Source organism: Variovorax sp. YR566 (assembly GCF_051992195.1).
Classification (GTDB): Bacteria; Pseudomonadota; Gammaproteobacteria; order Burkholderiales; family Burkholderiaceae_C; genus Variovorax.
Genome location: NZ_CP197092.1, coordinates 1,601,620 through 1,624,177, shown reverse-complemented (window position 1 = coordinate 1,624,177; position 22,558 = coordinate 1,601,620). Strand labels below are relative to the sequence as shown.

Genomic DNA, 22,558 nt, shown 5'->3' with positions numbered 1-22,558 from the left:
ACAAGCTGCCCATGAATTCACGCCGCAAATTCCTCACCGGCACGGCCACCACCGGCCTTGCCGCCCTCTCGCTCAGCGCCTTCCCACCCAGCATCCGCCGCGCACTCGCCATTCCGGCCAACAACAAGACCGGCACCATCCAGGACGTCGAGCACATCGTCGTGCTGATGCAGGAAAACCGCTCCTTCGACCACTACTTCGGCACGCTGCCGGGCGTGCGCGGCTTCGGTGACCGCTTCACCGTTCCACTGCCGGGCGGGCGCAACGTGTGGCAGCAGAGCGATGCCGATGGCAAGCTCGTGCTGCCCTACCACCTCGACCAGACCAAGGGCAACGCCCAGCGCGTGAGCGGCACGCCCCACGAGTGGCTCGACAGCCAGGAAGCATGGGACGGCGGCCGCCTCTCCCAATGGCCGCGCTACAAGACCAGCGCAGCCATGGGCTACTTCATGGAAGCCGAAGTGCCGTTCCAGTTCTCGCTGGCCAACGCCTTCACGCTCTGCGACAGCTACCACTGCGCCATGCACACCGGAACGGACGCCAACCGCTCCTTCCACCTGACGGGCACCAACGGCTCGACCGCGCAGAACGTTGCCTTCGTCAACAACGAGTGGGACTGGCTCGACGGACGCGCTTCCGCCGTGAACACCGGCTACACGTGGAAGACCTATGCCGAGCGGCTCGAAGACGCAGGCGTGAGCTGGATCTGCTACCAGAACATGCCCGACGAATGGGGCGACAACATGCTCGGCGCCTTCCGCCAGTTCAGGCGCGCCAACCGGGCATCCCCTTTCCCGGTCTCCAGCGGCGGCGCTCCCAACGCGCCCTATTCCAACAGCGGCCAGGCAACGCCCTATCACGCCTACGACCCCGCCAGCGACAACCCGGGCAACCCGCTCTACAAGGGCATCGCCAACACCTTGCCGGGCAACAAGCCGGAGGAGTACCTGGATGCGTTCCGCAGCGACATCAAGGCCGGCCGCCTGCCACAGGTGAGCTGGATCAACGCCCCGTCCATCTATTGCGAACACCCGGGCCCATCCAGCCCGGTGCAAGGCGCCTGGTTCCTGCAGGAAATACTGGACGCGCTGACAGCCGTGCCGGAGGTCTGGAGCAAGACCGTGGTGCTGGTCAACTTCGACGAGAACGACGGCTACTTCGACCATGTGCCGTCGCCGTCCGCGCCGTCGCTGATCAACCCCATCGACTCCAGGAGCGCCGCCGCGGGCAAGACGACGCTCACCGATGCCGACCTTGTGCACGAGTACTTCACGCAGCAGCCACCGGAAGGCAGCCGTTCGCAGCCTGCACCCGACGGCCGCGTGTTCGGCCCCGGCCCGCGCGTGCCGCTGTACGTTCTCTCGCCATGGAGCCGCGGCGGCTGGGTCAACTCACAGGTGTTCGACCACACCTCGGTGCTGCGCTTCATCGAAGCGCGCTTCGGCGTGAAGGAGCCCAACATCTCGCCCTACCGCCGCGCCGTGTGCGGCGACCTCACGAGCGCCTTCAACTTCGCGACGCCCAACAGTGAGGCTCTGCCCACGCTCACCGGCCGCAAGAACAGGACCGAGGCCGACAAGCTGCGCCTCGACCAGGAAGCGCTGACGCAGGTGCCGCTGCCGCTCGATCCGCAGTTGCCGAAGCAGCCCATCGGCACGCGCCCCTCGCGCGCCCTGCCGTACGAACTGCACACCAGCGCCAAGGCCGACGTGGTCAACGGCAAGCTGCAGTTGCTGTTCCTCAACACCGGCAAGGCGGCTGCCGTGTTCCACGTCTACGACAAGCGCCACCTCGACCGCCTGCCGCGCCGCTACATGGTCGAAGCGGGCAAGAAGCTCGACGACACCTGGGCCGCAATGGCCGACGACGCCGGCCTCTACGACCTGTGGGTGCTCGGTCCCAACGGCTTTCACCGTCACTTCAAGGGCAACCTCAACACGCTGCGCGCGGGCGATGCGGCGCAGCCCGAGGTGCGCGTGTGCTACGACATCGCCAACGGTAATGTCTACCTGAACATGCGCAACGACGGCAAGGCAACGTGCAAGCTCACCATCGTCGCCAAGGCCTACCGTACAGACGGGCCGTGGACCGCGACGGTGAACGGCGGCGCCAACGTAGACCAGCCCTGGGATCTCGCAGCCAGCGGCCAGTGGTACGACTTCGCCGTCACCTGCGATGCCGACCCGGCCTACTACCGCCGCTTCGCCGGCCGCGTCGAAACCGGCAAGCACACGGTGAGCGATCCGGCCATGGGCTTGCCCGACCTCTGAGCCCCGGCAAGAATGCCGGCATGCTGATGATTCTTCGACATGCCGACGTTCTGCTCACCATGGACGCCGCCCGGCGCGAGATCGCCGATGGCGCCGTGGTGTGCGACGGCCCCGCGATCGTCTGGGCAGGCCCCACGGCCGACCTTCCCATCGCGTATCACGACGCCCTGCGCAACGGTCAGGCCGAGGCCATCGACATGCACGGCCATGTGGTGATGCCGGGCCTGGTCAACACGCACCACCACATGTACCAGAGCCTCACGCGCGCCGTGCCGGAGGCGCAAGACGCCGAACTGTTCGGCTGGCTCACCAACCTGTACCTGCTGTGGGCGCGCATCACGCCCGAGATGATCCGCGTGTCGACGCAAACCGCGATGGCCGAGCTGATGCTCTCCGGCTGCACCACCACCAGCGACCATCTCTACCTGTTTCCCAACGGCTCGCGGCTCGACGATTCGATCGAGGCGGCGGACGCCATGGGCATGCGCTTCCACGCGGCACGCGGGAGCATGAGCGTGGGCCGCAGCGCCGGCGGTTTGCCGCCCGACGAGGTGGTCGAGACCGAGGAAGCGATCCTGCGCGACAGCGAACGGCTCATCGGCCGCTGGCACGACGCGTCGCGCCATTCGATGCGCCGCATCGTGCTCGCGCCATGTTCGCCGTTCTCGGTGTCGCGCGACCTGATGCGGCTTTCAGCCGAGCTGGCGCGTGAGCGCGGCGTGTCGCTGCACACGCACCTGGCCGAGAACGACAACGACGTGGCCTATTCGCGCGAGAAGTTCGGCATGACGCCGGCCGAGTACGCCGAAGACCTGGGCTGGGTCGGCCGCGACGTGTGGCACGCGCACTGCGTGAAGCTCGACGAAGCCGGCATCGCGCTGTTCGGCCGCACCGGCACCGGCGTGGCGCACTGCCCTTGCTCCAACATGCGGCTGGCCTCGGGCATCGCGCCCATCGGCGCAATGCGCCGCGCGGGCGTGCCCGTGGGGCTGGGCGTGGACGGCAGCGCGTCGAACGACGGCGCGCACATGCTGGGCGAAGCACGGCAGGCCATGCTGCTGCAGCGCGTGGGCTACGGCCCGGCGGCGATGACGGCGCGCGAGGCGCTGGAGATCGCCACGCTGGGCGGCGCGCGCGTGCTGGGGCGCGACGACATCGGCGCCATCGCGCCCGGCATGTCGGCGGACATCGTCGCCTTCGACATGCGCGGGGTGGCGCATGCGGGCGCGGGGCACGACCCGGTGGCGGCGCTGGTGTTCTGCACGCCGGGTTCAGTGTCGCTGAGCGTGATCAACGGGGCGGTCCGCATCCGCGACGGCGGCTTTACCGGGCTGGAGCTGGCTCCGCTGCTGGCAAGGCATCGCGACCTTGCACGCACGCTCTACGACGGCGCGCGGCACCCGCACACGGCCTGAGCTCCCCGGCAGCGCCGGTTGAGTGCCTTCGAGCCCTAGGCACCAACCCTTATTGCCAACGCCAGAGCCCCTCCGCAGAATCCGCCCACTGAATAGAACGACCGTTCTATTCAGTGGCCGAGCACGCCATCGGCCTTCCCAAGATTCACAACAACAGGGAACTCCCCGATGAAGCGCAGAGACATCCTCAAATGGTCCGCCTCGGCGGGCGGCCTGGGCCTGCTGGCCGGCAAACCATCCACCGCATCGGCCGCCCTGCCGGTGCTCAAGCCCACGCTGCCGCAGAAGATCGACCCGATCAGCGCCACGCTGCGGCGGCTCGAACTGGTGGGACGGCAGACAACTTACCTCTGGACCGAATCGCACATCAACCTGGCCGGCGTGCCGATGGGCGCGGTGGTGCCCCCGGGCGAACTGCCGGCGCTGGAGCACCAGCTAAAGACCATCGCGAAGGCGCTGGAAGCCGTTACCAATTTCGCGGCCTCGTTCGCCACCAGCGCGCTGGCCTCGGGCAGCCTGCAGTCGCTCGACAACCTGCGCACGCGCCTTGCGGGCCTGCAGGCCAGCTTCGACCAGCTGCTGGCCGCCAACGGCGGACTGGCGACGCTGCCGGCCGCGGTGCTGAGCCTGCTGGGCACGCTCACCGGCACGGCGGGCGACATCGCCACGCAGCTCAAGCAGATACACCACGATCTGCTGTCGCAGGGCCCGCTGGGTGCGCTGAACGGGCCGAAGACGGTGGCGCAGTACGACGCGCTGTTCGTCACCATCGAAAAGCCGGCCATCTCGCAGCTGCTGCACGACAACGACCTGTTCGCGGCCATGCGCGTGTCCGGGCCCAACCCGATGCTGATCCAGAGAGCGACGGCGCTGCCGGCGAAGTTTCCGCTGAGCGACGCGCAGTACCGGCAGGTGATGGGCGCCGGCGACAGCCTCGCCGATGCGGCCGCCTCCGGCCGGCTCTACCTGCTCGACTACGAAGGCCTGGGCGACATGGCGCCGGCAGGTCCGCAGGTCAAGCCGCTCACCGGCACTGCCTACATCCATGCGCCCATCGCGCTGTTCGCCCGACCCAAGACCGGCCGCTCGCTGGTGCCGGTCGCAATCCAGTGCGGACAAGACCCGACGCTGAGCCCGATCTTCCTTCGCGTGGACGACACCGCCAACGCCGAGGCCTACTGGGCATGGCAATCGGCAAAGACCGCGGTGCAGGTGGCGGACTTCAACTACCACGAGATGTTCGTGCACCTGGGCCGCACGCACCTGATGTCGGAGGCCTTCGCGATGGCCACGCAGCGCCAGTTCGCGACCGCGCATCCGCTGAGCCGGCTGCTGTCGCCGCACCTGGAGGGCGCGATGTTCATCAACGAGTTCGCGACGCTGATCATCATGGCGCCGCTGACCACGGGCGACGTGATCCTCACCGCGCCCATCGATACGCTGCAGCGCGAGTGCGGCCGTGACCGGCTGGCCTACGACTTCTACGACCGCATGATGCTGCCCAACGACCTGCGCACGCGCGGCGTGGACGACACGGCGGCGCTGCCCGACTACCCGTACCGAGACGACGCGCTGCTGGTGTGGAACGCCATCGCGCAATGGGTCGGCGACTACGTGGCCACCTACTACCTGAGCGACGCCGATGTCACCGGCGACTACGAACTCAAGGCCTGGGCCACCGAGCTCGCGACCAGCGGCAAGGTGCACGGCTTCCGGCCGATCACCACGCGCGCGCAGCTCATCGACGTGCTGACCGCGATCATCTTCAACGCCAGCGCGCAGCATGCGGCGGTGAACTTCCCGCAGTACTCGGTGATGACCTATGCGCCCTTCAGCGCTGGCGCGGGCGGTGTGCCGGCGCCGACAAGCAGTGCGGGTCAGAACGAAGCAAGCTGGTCGCAGATGCTGCCTTCGCGGCTGGCGGCGCAGGAGCAGATCCTGCTGTTCCACATCCTCGGCGGCGTGTACTACCGGCCGCTGGGCGAGTACAAGGACAACGTCTTTCCGCACCTACCGGTGCTGCTGGACCCGGCCATCGCCGGGCAAGGCGGGCCGCTGGAGCGCTTTCGCAACGCGCTCGTCGGCATCGAGAACACCATCCGCCAGCGCAACACCACACGCGCGCGGCCTTACGAGCACCTGCTGCCGAGCCGCATTCCTTCGAGCACGAACATCTGAAGCGGATGCGGGCGCCGCTCAGCGGCGCATGGTGTCCAGCTGCGTGACGGGCGCGCTGTCGTTGCCCCACGAACCGCGCACGTAGGTGAGCACGGCCGCGACCTCGGCCGCATCCAGCGTCTGGCCGAACGGCGGCATGCCGTAGGATCGCGGATTGCCGGGGGTCGAGGGCAGGAAGCCGCCGTGCGCGATCACCTGGATCAGGTTGGTGGGCCGCGCCATGTTGACTGCGCGGTTGCCCGCGAGCGGCGGGTAGGCGCCTGCCGCGCCCTGTCCCTGGTCGCCATGGCAGTAGGCACAGCGCTGGTCATAGATCTTCGCGCCGCGCGTCATGGTGCCGGCATCGCGGCGGATGGGGGCCTTCGCGATAACGGCGTCGGCCTCGGGCTTCGGCGCGTCGGGCAGGTCCTTCAGATAGCTCGCCATGGCCGTCAGGTCGGCTTCGCTCAGGTACTGCGTGCTGCGGAACACCACGTCGGCCATCGGACCCATGACCGAGCCGCGCGGCGCGACACCGCTCTTGAGCAGCGCCACCACGTCGGCCGCGGGCCAGTCGGCCACGCCGGCTTCATGCGGATCGTTGAGCGAAGGTGCGTACCAGTTCTCGACGGCGATGAGACCGCCCGAAAGGCCCAGCTTGGTTTCGGTCGCACCCAGCGAATTGCGGCTGCCGTGGCAGGCGATGCAATGGCCCAAACCGTTGACCAGGTAGGCACCCCGATTCCATTCGGCCGGCTTGCCGGCATTGGCCACGAAGGGCTCGGGCTTGAACGACAGCACGCGCCACACGGCCAGCGCCGCCTGCGTGTCGTAGGGGAAGCGCAGCCGATGCGCCTTGTTGGGCTCCGCTGCGGGCGGCACGCTGCGCAGATAGGCGTAGATCGCGTCCGAATCCTCGCGCGTCACCTGCGTGAAGTTGGGGTACGGAAACGCCGGGTACAGCAGCCGCCCGTCCTTGCTGCGGCCGTTGTGCATCGCGCGCCAGAAGTGCGCGCTGCTCCAGCCGCCGATGCCGGCCTTGTCGTCGGGCGTGAGGTTGCTCGAATAGATGGTGCCGAAGGGCGTTTCGATCGGCAGGCCGCCCGCATAGGGCTGGCCGCCGCGCGTGGTGTGGCAGCCCGCGCAGTTGCCGGCCAGCGCGAGGTAGCGTCCGCGCTCGACCAGTTGCGGCGTGGCGGCGAAGGCTTCGGCTTGCGCGGGCAGCGGGTCTTCGCCGCGCAGGTTCATGGCCACGATGCCGCCGGCGGCGGCTGCGCCGAGAACGATCAGCGTCAGCAGCGTCCAGACCAGGTGTCGGAGTTTCATGGGCGCGGCTCCGTCACTTCGGCATGCCGCCGCAGGTCACCGGCAGCGGCGCGGGCAGCGAGGCCGCGGGCTTCGTGTCGGCCGGCATCGGCTGCACCGCCAGCCAGCTCGCAACGGCGTTGATGTCGGCGGTGCTCATGCGCCGGCCGATGTCAGCCATGCAGTCGGGCGGTAGCGCATGCCGCTCGTTCGTGAGCCATGCGCCGAGCTGCGACGACACATAGAGCCGCGGCAGCCCCAGCAGCCCCGGAATGGCCGGCTGCACGCCCGTGAGCGCCGCGCCGTGGCACTGCACGCAGGCGGGTATGCTGCGCGCCGCATCACCTTCGCGCACGAGCTGGCGGCCGCGCTGAAGCTGTTCGGGCGTTGCGTCGCTGGTGGGGGAAATCGGCGGATAAGGCAGCTGCAGCCCGGCAAAGTACTCGGCCATCTCGCGCAGGTACGCATCCGACAGGTGCTGCACCATGTACGCCATGTCGCTGTTGAAGCGCCGGCCGTCCCTGAAGCTCACGAGCTGGTTGAACAGGTAGCCAGCCGGCTTGCCCGCCAGCCGCGGAAAGTAGCCCGCGTTGGTGGTCGCGCCCTCGCGGCCGTGGCAGGCGATGCAGGCGGCCACGCGCTGCTCGATGGTGTCGGGCACCGTGGCCGGCGTCGCGGCGCCCGCCATGCCCTGCACGGCGAGCAGCAGCCCGGCAACGGCGAGGCGAATGTGCAGCTTCATGTACCGGCAGCGTAGTGCGCCAGCGCCAGCAGCCCCGCGATCAGCAGCAGCACCATCACGAATGCCACGCCGATCAGCGGCAGGATGCCGACTTGCGCAGTCCGCTTGTCGGCGTCGGCACGGCGGCCACCCAGCCCGATGAAACTCCAGAGAACGGCGCGCACCGCGCGCATGAGATTCGACATGGGGTCGAGTGTGGCCCAGTCGGGCCAGAAAAAACAGATGCAGATCCGCACCAATTGACCGGTGCAGATAAAGTGCTGCCGAATGAAGAACACCCCACGATGAAGCGATATGAAGCCCTGGCCGCAGACATCGAGGCCTCGATCCGCAACGGCACCCTGAAGACCGGCGACCGCTTGCCCTCCGTGCGCCACACCGGGCAGAGCCGCGGGGTCAGCGCATCGACCGTGTTCCAGGCCTACTACCTGCTGGAGGCGCGCGGCCTCGTGCGCGCACGCGACCGCTCGGGCTACTACGTGGCTGGAGGCGGCCTTCGCGATGCGCCGCCCGAATCCACCCACACCTCGCGCCCGGCAGATGGGCCGCTGTCGCTCGACGTGAGCGACAAGGTGTTCGACATCCTCGAGGCCAGCATGTCGCGCAAGGTCGTGCCCTTCGGCTCGGCCTTTACGAGCCCCTTGCTGTTTCCGCTGGCGCGACTCGGGCAGTTCATGGCCGCCAGCGCCAAGTCGCTCGACCCATGGAGCACGGTGGACGACCTCACGCCCGGCAGCGCGGCGCTGCGCCGGCAGATCGCGCTGCGCTACCTGGCCGACGGCATGCCAGTGCCGGCCGACGAGATCGTCATTACCAACGGCGCGCTCGAAGCGCTCAACCTCTGCCTCGCGGCGGTCACGCGGCCGGGCGACGCGGTGATCGTCGAGTCGCCCACCTTCTACGCGGCGCTGCAGGCGCTGGAGCGCATGGGCCTGCGGGCCATCGAGGTGCCGACGCATCCGGGCGAAGGCATCGACCTCGAAGCGCTGGAGCTGGCCATCGCGGCGCACAAGCCCACCGCGTGCTGGCTCATGACCACCTTCCAGAACCCGCTGGGCAGCCTGATGCCCGATGCGAAGAAGAAGGCGCTGGTGGAGCTGCTCGCGCGGCACGAACTGCCGCTGATCGAGGACGACGTGTATGCCGAGCTCTACTTCGGCGAGCGGCGTCCCGCGCCAGCCAAGGCCTTCGACACACAGGGGCTGGTGCTGCACTGCTCGTCGTTCTCGAAGTGCCTGGCACCCGGCTATCGCATCGGCTGGACCTCGGCCGGCCGCTTCGCGCGCAAGGTCGCGCGGCAGAAGCTCACGACCACGCTCAGCACCTCGGCGCCCGCGCAGCTGGCGCTAGCTGGCTATCTCGAAAAAGGCGGGCTCGACAAGCATTTGCGCAAGCTGCGGCAGACGCTGGCGATGCAGCAGGCCACCTTCGCGCAGGCCGTGGGCCATTACTTTCCGCCGGGCACGCGCGCCACGCGGCCGCTGGGCGGGTACTTCCTGTGGGTCGAGCTGCCGGCGCGCGCGAACGCGCTGGAGATTCATCGCAAGGCGCTGGAGCTCGGCATCAGCGTCGCGCCCGGGCCGATCTTCTCGGCCACGCGCGCCTTCACCAACTGCCTGCGGCTGAACTACGGCCACCCGTGGAGTGCGCTCAGCGAGCAGGCGATGCAGACACTCGGCCGGCTGGCTGCCGAAGCGTCCTGAACAGCAGGAAGGCCGCGATGCTCACGTTCACCAGGTTCCAGCCGATGCCGTTCAGAAAGGCCGCGTGGTAGCTGCCCGTGAGGTCGAACACCTTGCCCGACATCCACCCGCCCAGCGCCATGCCGAACAGCGTGAACATCAGCACCGTGCCCACGCGCGCGCCCGCCTCCTTCGGCGGAAAGTGCTCGCGCACGATGATCGCGTACGACGGCACGATGCCGCCCTGGAACAGCCCGAACAGCGCCGAGATCACGTAGAGCGGCACCAGCCCGTCGAAGGGCAAAAACAGCAGCAGCGCCACGCACTGCAGCAAGCCGCCAAGCAGCAGCGTGCGCAGCCCGCCGATGCGGTCGCAGATGGCGCCCGACACCAGCCGGCTCACGATGCCGAAGCCCAGCATCAGCGACAGCATCATCGCCCCTTGCGCCGGCCCGTAGCCCAGGTCGCCGCAGTAGGCCACGATGTGCACCTGCGGCATTGCCATCGCCACGCAGCAGGCCACGCCGGCCACGCACAACAGGCTCTGTGCCGCACCCATGCTCAGGCCGAAAGGCCGCGTCATGTCGCGCACCGCGGCCCTGTTCGAAGCGTTGGCGGGCGGTGCATCAGCCAGCGCTGGCGACCGCGCGCGGAAGAACAGGGCAAGCAGTGCCATCGTCAGCCCGCAGAAGATGCCCATGCCGATGTAGGTCTGGCGCCAGCCCACCGTTTCGACGAAGTGCTGCGCGATCGGTGGCCACACCGCGCCCGCGAGGTAGTTGCCGCTCGCGCACACCGCCACCGCGATGCCGCGCCGCTTGACGAACCACAGCGAGGTGTCGGCCACCAGCGGCGCAAAAGCCACCGAGCTGCCGAGCAGGCCGACCAGTAGCGCCTGCGCGATGGTGAAGGACACGATGCCGCCAGAGAAGCCAGTCGCGATGTACCCCGCACCGAGAAACACGGAGCCCATCAGCAGCGGCCGCATCACGCCGACGCGGTCGGCCAGCTTGCCCATCAGCACGCCGCCGAAGCCGAAGCCCAGCATCAGCAGCGTGTAGGGCAGCGAGGCGTCGGCACGCGCGACGCCGAACTCGGCCTGCACCGCGGGCAGCATCACCGACACCACGTACATGCCGCTGCTGCCGACCGTCATGACCAGCAGCGTGAGGCCCAGGCGCACCATGGCGTAGCGTGAATCCGCCTGATGGGTGGTTGTCTCGTTCGTCTTCATTTTTGTCTCCGCGACGAGGATACCCCGTGACGCGGAAACGCGAGGCACGCGCAGAGCCCGGTGGTGTCAAACCACCTTCAGGCTCGGCATTGGCTCAGTGTGCGAATGGCGCGGGTGTGGCGACAAAGCTCATCGAAGCCTTCGGCATGGGGCCACCCGGCTTCGGCCTGTCGTCGCACGCGGCCGTCAGCAGGCCCACGCAGAACAGAAGAAGAACAAGGCTTGTGCTTCTCATCATGGCGGGCATGCTATGCCCGCGAAGGCGTGCGTCAAGTCGGACGCTGCCGCTTCTGGCTACAGGTCAGGCGACGACAGGCCGCTCGCCGCGCTGCAGCCGGCGTTCGATGTCTTCCAGCACCTGCGGCAAGTCGGCCACGCTGTCGATCACGTAATGCGCGCCGGCCGCTTCGAGTTCGGCGGTGGCGCGTGCGCGGCGCTCTTGCTGCTGGCCTTCATCGAGCGCATGCCATTCGGCCAGCGTGAGACCGTTCACGTTGCCGCTGACGGCCACGCCCACGGCCCAGGTGCCCGCGTTGAGCCCTTCCTCCAGGCCGACGCCGGTGTCGTCGACCTTCACCACGGTGTGCGGCGGCCACACACCGAGGTCGGCGAAGCAGCGATACATCATCAGTGGCGACGGGCGGCCTTCGGCGAGGTCGCCGCCGCACACGAGGTTGTCGGGCGCATAACCGCCGGCCGCGGCGATGGGCGCGACCACTTCCATGATCGGGCGGTTGTAGCCGGTGGTCGAGCCGATCTTCAGGCCGCGCTGGCGCAGCACGCCGACGGCCTCGAGCGCGCCCGGAATGAAGTCGGCATGGTCGCGTGCGCTGGCTGCGTTCATGGGCGTGAAGATTTCATACAGCTTGTCGGCATCGGCGTCGTTGAACGCATGGCCGTGCTTTGCCTCCCACTGGGCATTGATGCGCGGCAGCGTGCCAAGCGCCTTGATGTGGTCCCACTTGGCCACGCCCATCGGTCCGCGCGCCTCGGCGATGGTGATGTCTATGCCGAACTGCTCGAACAGCTTCACGAAGGCGCCCATGGGGGCGCAGGAACCGAAATCGAGGATGGTGCCGGCCCAGTCGAAGACGACGGCCTGGAGTTGGGAGTGGTTGTGGGCGTTCATGGCGGCTGAGATGAAGAGGTTCGGAAGGAAGGCAACGGCCCTGCAGCCGTCACCAGGCGTTGAAGACGTCGTGCGCGATGCCGAAACCGGTGCTCGCCCCGCTGCCGCTGGTGACCAGCACCACGCGCGTGGCGTCGTCGGGCACGTCGATCACGCAGGGCGTAGTCTTCGATGAGGGGTACACGCCGGTCCAGCGCTCGGTGACCTGCGCGGCCTCGAGGTTCAGCGTGCTGCGCAGGTGGCGCAGGATGAGCTGGTCGACCTCCTCCATCGCGAAGGGCTCGGGTGCGTCGGCGTAGTGGTGCGAGTCGCCGACCACCAGCGAGCCGTCGGCGCTCTGCACCACGATCAGATGGATGCCGTGAGCGAGCGATGCGGCCTCTTCCTGCTGCAGGCGCGCGCGCAACGCGGCGGCCTCTGGCAGCGTGCTGTAGCCCTCGTAGCGCACGAGGCTCAGGTCCGACATTACCGAGCCGGGCAGACGGAAGCCCGCCTCGGGCTTCACACGCAGCATCTGCAGGCGGCACAGCGTGAGGTCGTGCGCGGCAATGCGGCCAGCGAACAGGCCGTGCAGGTCGGTGTTGGTGCAGACCACCACGCGCTCGGCATGCAGCGTGCCGAGCGAGGTACGTACGCGGGGCGTTTCGACTTCGAGCACGGCTTCGCTGAAACGGAAGGTCACGCCGTGCGCCTCGGCCAGCCATTTGGTCAGCAGGCCGATGGCGGTGCGTGATTCGACGCGCAGTTCGTACGGGCTGAAAAGCACCGAGCGCGCATCCGCCAGGCTCAGCGCTGGCGCCTTGGCCTGCGCATCGGCGGCGTCGAGCAGTTCGCAGCCCTTGCCCATCGGCGTGCGCATGAAGGCTTCGAGCACGTCGTGCGCCTCGGGGCGATAGGCCGCGAGCCAGAGGTTGCGGTGCACGACCTCGATGCCGGCCTGCGGTGCGACCTCGTTCCACACACCGCGGGAATGCATCGCGCGGCGCCACATGTCGCCCGGCGCCTGGCCGGTGACGGTGATGAAGCCGAAGTTGCGGATCGAAGCGCCGATGCAGGCTGCGTCGCGCTCGATCACGCAGACCTTGAGGCCGCGCTGCACGGCGCTGTAGGCGTGGGCCAGGCCGACGATGCCGGCACCGACCACGATGAGATCGAAGCTGTCGGGGTCGTGTGCGGGGGTGGTGATCACCGTTGTCTCCAGGCCTGGGTGCGCTTGAGCGCCCACTGCCCGGCCAGCGCGAACACGCCCCGGCCGATGGCGGCGGTGAGCATGATCAGCGAAGCCATGGCGGCGGCGGGCGCGACGTCGCCGGCGTCGTCCATGTTGAGCACGGCGATGGCGGCGAGCGTGGTCTGCGGCGAATAGAGGAACACGACGGCCGACACGGTCGTCATCGCGTTGACGAAGAAATAGCCGCCCACATTGAGCACGGTCGGCAGCGCCACCGGCAAGTGCACGCGCCACAGCGTGCGCCAGAACGGCACGCCCATCGACTCGGACACCAACTCGTATTCGCGGTCGAGCTGGCGCAGCGCCGTGAGCGAAGTCAGGTGCGCCACCGAGAAGAAGTGCGCCACCGTGCACACCACGAGGATGGTCATGCTGCCGTAGATGGCACGCAGCGGGTTCGAAGGCGAGATGAAGAAGAAGATGTAGCCCACGCCCAGCACCAGCCCCGGCACCGCGAGCGGCAGGTTGGCCAGCAGGTTCAGCAGCTCACGCAGCAGGCCGAAGTGGCGCGGCTTCTCGACGAAATAGGCCGAGATGAAGGTGATGAATGCGCCCGCCACCGCCGCGCACACAGCCAGCCGCAGCGAGTTGAAGTAGCTGCCCCAGCCGCCCCCGTCCATGTTGCTGAAGTCGTAGTTCTTGAACGACGGCACAAGGTTGTAGGGCCAGAAGGTGGCCAGCGAGGCGAACACCGCCATGCCGATCATCACGAGGATGCCGCAGGCCGTGAGCACGCAGAAGGCCAGCAGCGCGCGGTCGCGCACCTTCACGGGCTCCGGCTGGTAAGGCGTGGCACGCGCCGACAGCGCCGCCGCCTGCTTGCTGCGCACATGGCGCTCGACCAGGAACGACAGCACCGCCGGAATCAGCAGCACGAGGCCGACCACCGCGCCCATCTGGAAGTTCTGCTGCCCGACCACCTGCTTGTAGATGTCGGTCGCGAGCACGCCGGTCTGCCCGCCCACCACCTTCGGCACGCCGAAGTCGGTGATGACCAGCACGAACACGACCATCGCGGCCACGATGAGGCCATAGCGCGAGGCCGGCAGCGTCACCGTGCGGAAGATGCGCCAGCGCGAGGCGCCCAGCGTCTGCGCGGCCTCGTAGAGCCGGCCGTCGGAGGTGGCCATGGCGGTGGTGAGGATCAGCAGCGCATGCGGCAGCGTCCAGAACACCGAGCCGAGCACGATGCCCAGCGGGCCGTAGATTGACGCCCCCCCCAGCAGCCCCTTGAACAGGCCCTGGTTGCCGAACAGGTAGACGAGGCTGATCGCGGGCAGCAGCGAAGGCGCCAGCAGCGGCACCAGCGCCACCGCGCGCAGCAGGCCCTTGGCCGGCATGCACGACAGCGTGAGCCCGTAGGCGTACACGTAGGCGATGCCCGTGCAGATCACGGCGCTGAGGGCCGCGAGCCCCAGGCTGTTGAAGGCCGACTGCACCAGCGCCGGGTTGTCGAGGTAGCGCGCGAAGTTGGCAAGGCCGACGAACGCGCCCGCGCGGTCGAAGAAGCTCTGGCCGACCAGTGCCCCGACCGGCAGCGCCACGATCACCACCAGCAGCAGCACGGCCAGCAACACGGCCGCGCCCGTCAGCCAGCGCTCGCGGTCGAATGCGCTGCCACGCGCCACCACCACCGGCACAACGGCGATGGCGTCGGGAAAACTGCTCATGCTCAGTTCGCCAGGACCGACAGCGCGTTCAGGGGCAGCTGGATATGCACCATGCTGCTCGGCACCAGCGGATCGCTGCCGCCGCCGCGCGCATCGGCGGGCAACTCGGCCTCGATCTCGATGCCCAGCGGCTCGCAGGTCAGGCGGGCCGAGGTGCGGTTGCCGAAGAACTCGGTGTCGAGCAGGCGTGCCGCAAAGCTGTTGGCACCGAGCTCGGTGCCGAAGCGCTTCACGACCACGTGCTCGGGCCGGATGCCCACGGTTGTCTGCGAACCGACGCTGAGGCTGCCGGGCGCACAGAACAGCTCGCTGTCGCGCACGCGCACCTTGCCGTCGGCCAGCACGGTGGCCGGCAGCATGTTCATGCGGCCCACGAAGCCCGCCACGAAGCGGGTACGCGGCTGGCGGTACAACTCGTCGGGCGTGCCCGCCTGCTCGATGCGGCCGTTGTGCATCAGCACCACGCGGTCGGCCATCGAGAGGGCTTCTTCCTGGTCGTGCGTGACCATGATGGTGACGATGCCCAGGCGCTTCTGCAGCGCGCGGATTTCGCTGCGCAGGCTGGCGCGCACCTGCGCGTCGAGCGCGGAGAGCGGCTCGTCGAGCAGCAGCAGGCGCGGGTTGGGCGCAAGCGCACGCGCCAGTGCAATGCGCTGCTGCTGTCCGCCCGAGAGCTGGACGGGGTATTTGTCGGCATGCGCGGCCAGACCGACGAGGTCGAGCATCTCGCGCGAGCGCTTGGCCATCTCGCGGGCCAGTGCGCCCGTGGGGTGCAGGCCGTAGGCGATGTTCTGCGCGGCCGTCAGGTTGGGAAACAGTGCGTACGACTGGAACACCACGCCGAAGCCGCGCGCCGCGGGCGGCAGGCCCGCGATGTCCTGGCCGCCGAGCAGGATCTGGCCGCTGTCGGCGCGCTCGATGCCGCAGACGATGCGCAGCAGCGTGGTCTTGCCGCAGCCCGAGGGGCCGAGCAGGCACACGAACTCGCCGGGCTCGATGTCGAGATCGATGCCGTCGAGCACGCGTGTGGCGCCAAAGGACTTGCCGATGCCGCGAAGGGAAAGAAAGCTGCTGCTCGTCATGACCGGGTACCGCTTGGTTTCAACGACAGGATCAAAGCGGCTTCTTTTCCGACTTGGACTCGTAGCGCTTCGACCATTCCGTCAGGATGCGATCGCGGTTGGCTGCCGCCCAGCTGAAGTCGTTCTTGGCGAGCAGCTTCTCGACGTCGCCCGGCACGAATTCAAGCTTTTCCTGGATGCCCGGCAGCGCGAGCACCGCGAAGTTCTTGGCATACAGCTCGTTGGCCTGCTTGGTCACGGCCCAGTCGGCCAGCGCCTTGGCGGCGTCCTGCTTCTTGCTGGTCTTCATGATGCCGGTGGCTTCCATGTCCCAGCCCAGGCCTTCCTTCGGCAGCACGATGTCGATGGGAGCGCCATCGCGCTTGGTCTTGTTGGCGCGGTATTCGAAGGACATGCCGAGCGCGAACTCGCCGGCGCCGGCCTGGCGGCAGGGCTTGCTGCCCGACTGGCTGTAGATGCCGATGTTCTGGTGCAGCGCGTCCATGTACTTCCACGCCTTTTCTTCACCCATCATCTGGATCCAGCCCGACACCATCAGGTAGCCGGTGCCCGACGCAGCCGGGTTGGGCATGGTGATCTGGCCCTTGTAGACCGGGTTGGTCAGGTCAGCCCAGCTGGTGGGCTTGGGCAGGTTCTTCTTCTGCGCTTCGGCGGTGTTGAAGCAGATGGCCGAGGACCACACGTCCATGCCGACCCACTTGGGCGGGTTGGCCGCATCGCGCATGGTCGGCTTGATGGCGTCCAGGCCCTTGGGCGCATAGGGCTGGAGCATGCCTTCCTTGTCGAGCAGCATCAGCGAGGTGGCGGCCAGGCCCCACACCACGTCGGCCTGCGGGTTGGCCTTTTCGGCCAGCAGCTTGGCGGTAACGATGCCGGTCGAGTCGCGCACGAACTTCAGCTCGATGCTCGGGTTCTCCTTTTCGAATGCGGCCTTGTAGGCCTGCACCTGGTCGGCTTCGAGCGCGGTGTAGACCAGCAGCTCGGTGCGGCCCTGGGCCGATGCGGCAAAAGCCAGCGAGAACAGGGCGGCCGGCACGAAGGCCCAGCGGAGTTGACGGTGCAGCATGGTGGAGGTTCCCCTTGGGAAAAGTAGAAAAGACGCGATGCGGGACACACGGGCAGGCAAGCGAAAGTACGCAAGTGCCGTTCAGCGATGCGGGCGATGCTGGCACCGGCATGTGACAGGAATTTGTCAGATGCCCCAGAAACACCCAAATACCCAGAAATACACCCGAGGCCGGCGATGTCGCGGCGGCTTCGTCATCCGCATGTCATTGCGTCGCGTCAAGCTGCCGGAGTTATTCCCTGTGTTTTCGCTTCGCTTTCATGACACTCGACCTTGCCGAGATCGCCCGCCTGTTCGCTGAACGCGGTGGAGTCGCGTACGCGGGCGAGCCCGTGTCCCAGCTGGAACATGCGCTGCAATGCGCCTGGCTTGCGGAACAGGCCGGTGCGAGCGATTCACTGGTCACCGCCGCGCTGCTGCATGACCTGGGCCACCTGCTGATCGCCGAGCACCAGACGCTTTCGCACTCTCCTACCCAGCTGGGCATCGACGACCGCCATCAATACATCGCACTGCCCTTGCTGCGCGGCGCCTTCGACATCGAAGTGCGCGAGCCGATCCGCCTGCATGTGGACGCCAAGCGCTACCTGTGCGCGACGCGACCCGACTATTTCTCGAAGCTCTCGCCCGATTCGGTGCGCAGCCTGGCCCTGCAAGGCGGCGTGATGGACGCGGAAGCGGCGCAGCGCTTTGCCACGCACCGCTGGTCGGGCGACGCCGTGCGGCTGCGGCTGTGGGACGAAGAGGCGAAGGCGCAAGGGCTGCAAACGCCGCCGCTGGCGCACTTCCTGGCAACGGCGGCCAGGGTCATGCTGCACTGACGGGCCTGTTTTTCGGAGGCTGGGCAAGGTTTCAGGCCGATTTCAGGCCGGATTAAGAAACTCTTGTCTACGATGGTTTCTTCATGATGACCGGCGCCGCACGGGCGCCTGCGAGGAAACCACATGTCTTCATCCGTCACCGCGCGCGCAAGCACGTTCATCCAGGTACTGCGCCGCGTCTTCTCGCTCGCGGCGCCCTACTTCCGGTCCGAGGAGAAATGGCGCGCGCGCGCCATGCTGCTGACCATCGTCGCGCTCAACCTCTTCTATGTATATGTGGCGGTGCTGGGCAACCAGTGGTACGGGCGCTTCTACGACGCGCTGCAGAACAAGGACGTGACGACCTTCTGGCGCGAAGTGCGCGTGTTCGGCTGGATCGCCTTCTTCAACATCGCGGTGCAGGTGCTGAAGTTCTACATAACCCAGCTGCTGCAGCTGCGCTGGCGCACCTGGATGACGCGCAGCTACCTGTCGCGCTGGATGGCGGACCGCACCTTCTATCACCTGGAACTCGCGCGTTACGCCAACAAGGACGGCCACACGCCGGACAACCCCGACCAGCGCCTCCAGGAAGACATGCAGATCTTCACCAGCTCCACGATGACGCTCTCGATGGGCCTGCTGAACGCCGTCGTCACGCTCCTGAGCTTCATCGGCCTGCTCTGGGGACTGTCGGGCAATTTCTCGTTCACCTTCAGCGGCACCACCTACCAGATCGTCGGTGCGATGGTTTGGCTGGCACTGGGTTATTCCATCGTCGGCACCGTCGTCACGCATTTCATCGGCCGTCCACTGATCGGCCTGAACTTCAGGCAGCAGCGCTACGAGGCCGATTTCCGGCACCACCTCGTGCGCGTGCGGGAGTACAGCGAAGCCATCGCGCTGGACCACGGCGAGAAGGTCGAGCGCGGCCAGCTCGACCTGCGCTTCGGCGATGTGCTGCGCAACTACCTGAAACTGATCAAGCAGCAGAAGAACCTCGTCACTTTCACCTCGTTCTTCGGGCAGGCAGCAGTGATTTTTCCGTTTCTCGTGGCGGCGCAGCAATACTTTGGTGGCGCGTTCCAGCTCGGCCACCTGATGCAGATCGGCTCGGCCTTCGGCAAGGTGCAGGAGTCGCTCAGCTGGTTCGTCGACAACTACGACAGCGTGGCCGTGTGGCGCGCCACCACCGACCGTCTCACCAGCTTCGACGACAGCATGACGGCCCATGCCTCGCGGGACGACGCCCTGCAGCGCGCGCCCTCGGAGATGCTGCAAACCGACGACCTCGCGGTCGCGCTGCCGAACGGCACACCGCTGCTCGCCGGCGCCGCGCTGGCGGTGAAGCCCGGTGACAGCGTGCTGCTGCAAGGACCCTCGGGCAGCGGCAAGTCGACCCTCTTCCGCTCGTTCGCGGGCATCTGGCCGTTCTCGAAGGGCAAGCTGCAGGTGCCCGACAACGTCGCCTTCATGCCCCAGCGGCCCTACGTGCCCGACGGCAAGCTGCGCGATGCGCTGACCTACCCCAACCCCGCATCGAACTTCAGCGACGACCAGCTGCGCCAGGCCCTGACCGACGCGCTGCTGCCCGACCTCGTGAGCCGCCTGGACGACAGCGACGCCTGGAGCCAGAAGCTCTCCGGCGGCGAGCAGCAGCGCCTGGCCATCGCGCGGGTACTGCTCAAGAAACCGGCATGGCTGTTCGCCGACGAGATCACCAGCGCGCTCGATGCGCAGGCCGAGAGCGTGCTCTACAAGCGGCTCGCCGCCACGGTGCACGCCGCCGGCGGGGCGATGGTGTCGATCGCGCACCGCGCGGCCGTGGGCGACTTCCACAACCAGCGATGGACGCTGGTGCCGCAGGAAGACGGCGCCGCCGGCGGCGCACGCTACCGGCTGAACACTTCGGCGGGGGTTCAGCCCGCCGCGGCGTAGCGCTCCCAGCCCTTCTTGCGCAGGTCGCAGGCGGGGCACTCGCCGCAACCGTAGCCCCAGGCCTGGCGGTGCACGCGGTCGCCGAGGTAGCAGGTGTGGGTCTCTGCCACGATCAGGTCGACCAGCGCCTCGCCGCCCAGGCGGTGCGCCATGGTCCAGGTCTCGGCTTTGTCGATCCACATGAGCGGCGTCTCGATGACGAGGCGGCGCTCCAGCCCGAGCGACAGCGCAAGCTGCATCGCCTTCATGGTGTCGTCGCGGCAGTCGGGGTAGCCCGAGAAGTCGGTCTCGCAGACACCGGTGACGATCACCTGCAGCCCGCGCCGGTAGGCCAGCGCGCCGGCCAGCGTGAGAAACAGCAGGTTGCGCCCGGGCACGAAGGTGTTGGGCAGGCCGTCGGCCTGCATGGCGAAGGCGACCTCTTCGGTGAGCGAGGAGCCGCCGAGCTGCGCCAGCGCGGCGAGCGTGAGCACATGGTCTTCGCCCAGGCGCGGCGCCCAGTCGGGGAAGCGCTCGCGCATCTTCGAGAGGATGGTGCCGCGCACATCGAGCTCGACGCGGTGGCGCTGCCCGTAGTCGAAGCCCAGGGTTTCGACGCGCTGGTACTTCGAGAGCGCATCGGCGAGGCAGGTGGTCGAGTCCTGGCCGCCGGAAAACAGAACGAGGGCGGTGGTGTGCAGGGGCATATCCGTCAACGGCGGGGCCGTTGTAGTCCAAATGTGCGATTTTCGCAGGTGCCCCGGGGACGTGGATACGATCTCCCACATGAACGCCAAACACCTGCTTGCATGGGTCGCCACTTTCGCGGTGCTGCTGGCGCTCGACGTGCTCTGGCTCGGCTTCGTCGCCAAGAACATGTACCAGCAGGCCATGGGCGATCTGATGTCGCCGAATCCGCGGCTGGGCTTCGCGGCCCTGTTCTACCTCACCTACCCCGTCGGCCTGCTGGTGTTCGCGATCGTGCCCGGCCTGCGGGCACGCGGCGTGACGCGGGCGGCGCTGCTGGGCGGGCTGTTCGGCCTGTTCTGCTACGGCACCTACGACCTCACCAACCTCGCCGTCATCCGCAACTGGCCGCTGGCGCTGTCGTTCATCGACATCGCCTGGGGCAGGCTGGTGAGCGGCGTGGCTGCTGCAGCCGGCGCAGCGGCGCTGCGCTGGCTCGCGCCACGCTGAGTCGCCTCCGCCAGCCGGGCGTGCATGACACGCCGAAGACAGATCGCGCATTTATTTCAAGAAGAAGGCTGAACTTTCATTCTGCTTTCAACTCGTCACGGCCGGGTCATCTGACGTCTTTAGATTTCACCTCCAGAAATGGTGCACGCCCGGTGCACCGGTCAAACAACCACCCGAGGGAATCATGACCCAACGCTTCATTGCCCCGGCGCTGCTGGGCGCCTCACTACTGCTGTCCGCTTGCGGCGGCAGCAACAACAACGGCGTCGTGTTGCCGTTCATTCCGCCGACGACCACCGCGCCGCCGGCCGCGCAGGCACCCAAGAACGTCCTGTTCTTCCTCGGCGACGGCATGGGCATCACCACCATGACCGCCGCACGCATCTACAAGGTCGGCGAAGACGGCGACCTCACGATGGACACGCTGCCCGAGACGGCCTTCGTCCACACCTATTCGAACGACGCGCAGGTAACCGACAGCGCCCCTTCGATGTCAGCCTACATGACCGGCGTGAAGATGAACAACGAAGTCATCTCGATGAGCCCCGAGACCAAGGCCGCCGACGCCTCGGGCAAGGCCTACCAGGTCAACTTCGACAGCACCTGCCCCTCGGGCAACGGCCAGGCCGTTGAAACGCTGCTGGAGCAGAGCAAGGCCAAGGGCTACGCAACCGGCGTGGTGACCACCACCCGCATCACGCACGCCACGCCCGCCGCCACGTACTCGCACGTGTGCCACCGCGATGCGGAAAACACCATCGCCGCCGCGCTCGTGCCGGGCGGCGCGGGCTACAACAGCAAGCTGGGCGACGGCGTCGACGTGTTCTTCGGCGGCGGCACCGACTACTTCATCGCCAAGGAAGCCGGCGGCAAGCGCAACGACAAGCGCGACCTCATCGCCGAGCTGAAGGCCGCCAAATACAGCTTCGCCGCCAACAAGACCGAGTTCGACAAGCTGCCGGCCGACGGCGCCACCAAGATCGCCGGCCTCTTCACCAAGAGCCACATGGCCTACGACCTCGACCGCGACGCCACCAAGGAGCCGAGCCTGGCCGAGATGACCGGCAAGGCCATCGACGCGCTGGCCGCGCGCAAAAAGGGCTTCTTCCTGATGGTGGAAGGCGGGCGCATCGACCACGCGCTGCACGCCACCAACGCGCGCCGCGCACTGCAGGACACCGGTGCCTTCGACGACGCCATCAAGCTCGCGCTCGACAAGATGCAGGCCATCGATCCGGGCCTGAAGAACACGCTGGTGGTGGTCACGGCCGACCACGACCACACGCTGCAGCTCAACGGCTATGCCGCGCGCACCGGCAAGACCGAAGCGGGCAAGCCCGGCGTGCTCGGCCTCGTGAAGGACTACGTCGACACCAGCAAGACCAGCAAGGACGTGGATGGCAACCCCTACACCATCATCGGTTTCGGCAACGGCCCGCGCCGCCTCGCCACGCGCGGCCCGATCTCCGACGCCGAGCTGGAAAACAAGGACTACCGGCAGGAAGCCGTGGTGCCGATGGATGCGGCCAGCGATTCCGAAACCCATGGCGGTGCCGACGTGTTCCTCGGCGCGCAGGGCCTGGGCGCCGACAACTTCGCCGGCGTGATCACCAACACCGACGTGTTCGGCCTCATCAAGAAGGCGGTCGGCCTGTGAAGGG

The 22,558-nt window shown here is 67.7% G+C and carries 18 protein-coding genes; 8 read left to right on the top strand and 10 right to left on the bottom strand.

Going from position 1 to position 22,558, the window contains the following annotated elements:
- The first annotated feature begins 11 nt into the window (after nt 1-11).
- The 3 genes from ACTG4X_RS07455 to ACTG4X_RS07445 all read left to right on the top strand — a co-directional run bounded on the left by ACTG4X_RS07455 (nt 12) and on the right by ACTG4X_RS07445 (nt 5,863).
- Complete coding sequence (locus tag ACTG4X_RS07455; RefSeq protein ID WP_440533533.1) at nt 12-2,270, top strand: phosphocholine-specific phospholipase C; 2,259 nt, start codon at nt 12-14, stop codon at nt 2,268-2,270.
- A 20-nt stretch (nt 2,271-2,290) separates the two neighbouring features.
- On the top strand, nt 2,291-3,685 hold the full coding sequence (locus ACTG4X_RS07450; protein WP_097200022.1) for an 8-oxoguanine deaminase: 1,395 nt from the start codon (nt 2,291-2,293) through the stop codon (nt 3,683-3,685).
- Between the two features lie 168 nt (nt 3,686-3,853).
- On the top strand, nt 3,854-5,863 hold the full coding sequence (locus ACTG4X_RS07445; protein ID WP_097200023.1) for a lipoxygenase family protein: 2,010 nt from the start codon (nt 3,854-3,856) through the stop codon (nt 5,861-5,863).
- Between the two features lie 18 nt (nt 5,864-5,881).
- Here ACTG4X_RS07445 and ACTG4X_RS07440 read toward each other — a convergent pair whose 3' ends face one another.
- The 3 genes from ACTG4X_RS07440 to ACTG4X_RS07430 are packed head-to-tail and all read right to left on the bottom strand — an operon-like array spanning nt 5,882 to nt 8,074.
- A complete protein-coding gene (locus ACTG4X_RS07440) occupies nt 5,882-7,168 on the bottom strand; it encodes a c-type cytochrome (protein WP_097200024.1) in 1,287 nt (428 codons plus the stop codon).
- Nucleotides 7,169-7,181: 13 nt separating this feature from the next.
- On the bottom strand, nt 7,182-7,889 hold the full coding sequence (locus tag ACTG4X_RS07435) for a c-type cytochrome (RefSeq protein WP_097200025.1): 708 nt from the start codon (nt 7,887-7,889) through the stop codon (nt 7,182-7,184).
- A complete protein-coding gene (locus tag ACTG4X_RS07430) occupies nt 7,886-8,074 on the bottom strand; it encodes a DUF2970 domain-containing protein (protein WP_093050271.1) in 189 nt (62 codons plus the stop codon). Before ACTG4X_RS07430 ends, ACTG4X_RS07435 begins: the two co-directional genes overlap by 4 nt.
- A 99-nt stretch (nt 8,075-8,173) precedes the next feature.
- Here ACTG4X_RS07430 and ACTG4X_RS07425 point away from each other — a divergent pair, with 99 nt between their 5' ends.
- On the top strand, nt 8,174-9,592 hold the full coding sequence (locus ACTG4X_RS07425; protein ID WP_097200894.1) for an aminotransferase-like domain-containing protein: 1,419 nt from the start codon (nt 8,174-8,176) through the stop codon (nt 9,590-9,592).
- On the opposite strand, the gene ACTG4X_RS07420 is transcribed toward ACTG4X_RS07425, so the two are convergent.
- The 6 genes from ACTG4X_RS07420 to ACTG4X_RS07395 all read right to left on the bottom strand — a co-directional run bounded on the left by ACTG4X_RS07420 (nt 9,540) and on the right by ACTG4X_RS07395 (nt 16,983).
- The gene (locus ACTG4X_RS07420) at nt 9,540-10,805 is read right to left on the bottom strand and encodes an MFS transporter (protein ID WP_097200026.1); all 1,266 of its coding nucleotides are present in this window, start codon (nt 10,803-10,805) and stop codon (nt 9,540-9,542) included. The two genes, ACTG4X_RS07425 and ACTG4X_RS07420, sit on opposite strands and share 53 nt — an antisense overlap.
- A 301-nt stretch (nt 10,806-11,106) precedes the next feature.
- The gene (phnX, locus tag ACTG4X_RS07415) at nt 11,107-11,934 is read right to left on the bottom strand and encodes a phosphonoacetaldehyde hydrolase (protein ID WP_440533532.1); all 828 of its coding nucleotides are present in this window, start codon (nt 11,932-11,934) and stop codon (nt 11,107-11,109) included.
- Nucleotides 11,935-11,983: 49 nt separating this feature from the next.
- Complete coding sequence (locus ACTG4X_RS07410) at nt 11,984-13,123, bottom strand: TIGR03364 family FAD-dependent oxidoreductase (RefSeq protein ID WP_257014951.1); 1,140 nt, start codon at nt 13,121-13,123, stop codon at nt 11,984-11,986.
- Nucleotides 13,120-14,835 (bottom strand): putative 2-aminoethylphosphonate ABC transporter permease subunit, encoded by a 1,716-nt coding sequence (locus ACTG4X_RS07405; protein ID WP_097200028.1) that lies wholly within the window; start codon nt 14,833-14,835, stop codon nt 13,120-13,122. The genes ACTG4X_RS07410 and ACTG4X_RS07405 overlap by 4 nt, the downstream gene beginning before the upstream one ends.
- A 2-nt stretch (nt 14,836-14,837) precedes the next feature.
- Nucleotides 14,838-15,917, bottom strand: a complete 1,080-nt coding sequence (locus ACTG4X_RS07400; RefSeq protein ID WP_097200029.1) for an ABC transporter ATP-binding protein — start codon at nt 15,915-15,917, stop codon at nt 14,838-14,840.
- Between the two features lie 31 nt (nt 15,918-15,948).
- Nucleotides 15,949-16,983, bottom strand: coding sequence for a putative 2-aminoethylphosphonate ABC transporter substrate-binding protein (locus ACTG4X_RS07395; RefSeq protein WP_097200030.1), 1,035 nt, complete (start codon nt 16,981-16,983; stop codon nt 15,949-15,951).
- A gap of 260 nt (nt 16,984-17,243) precedes the next feature.
- Here ACTG4X_RS07395 and ACTG4X_RS07390 point away from each other — a divergent pair, with 260 nt between their 5' ends.
- Together ACTG4X_RS07390 and ACTG4X_RS07385 are read left to right on the top strand one after the other, a co-directional pair.
- Nucleotides 17,244-17,804: a phosphonate degradation HD-domain oxygenase gene (locus tag ACTG4X_RS07390; RefSeq protein ID WP_097200031.1), complete on the top strand. Its 561-nt coding sequence runs from the start codon at nt 17,244-17,246 to the stop codon at nt 17,802-17,804.
- 123 nt (nt 17,805-17,927) lie between these two features.
- Entirely contained in the window at nt 17,928-19,721 is a 1,794-nt protein-coding gene (locus ACTG4X_RS07385; protein ID WP_097200032.1) for an ABC transporter ATP-binding protein/permease, read from the top strand.
- On the opposite strand, the gene queC is transcribed toward ACTG4X_RS07385, so the two are convergent.
- Nucleotides 19,703-20,407, bottom strand: a complete 705-nt coding sequence (gene queC, locus ACTG4X_RS07380; protein ID WP_097200033.1) for a 7-cyano-7-deazaguanine synthase QueC — start codon at nt 20,405-20,407, stop codon at nt 19,703-19,705. The genes ACTG4X_RS07385 and queC overlap by 19 nt on opposite strands.
- A 79-nt stretch (nt 20,408-20,486) precedes the next feature.
- Here queC and ACTG4X_RS07375 point away from each other — a divergent pair, with 79 nt between their 5' ends.
- Entirely contained in the window at nt 20,487-20,897 is a 411-nt protein-coding gene (locus ACTG4X_RS07375) for a DUF2177 family protein (protein WP_440533531.1), read from the top strand.
- 184 nt (nt 20,898-21,081) lie between these two features.
- Nucleotides 21,082-22,554, top strand: coding sequence for an alkaline phosphatase (locus ACTG4X_RS07370; protein WP_097200035.1), 1,473 nt, complete (start codon nt 21,082-21,084; stop codon nt 22,552-22,554).
- The last annotated feature ends 4 nt before the right edge of the window (nt 22,555-22,558 follow it).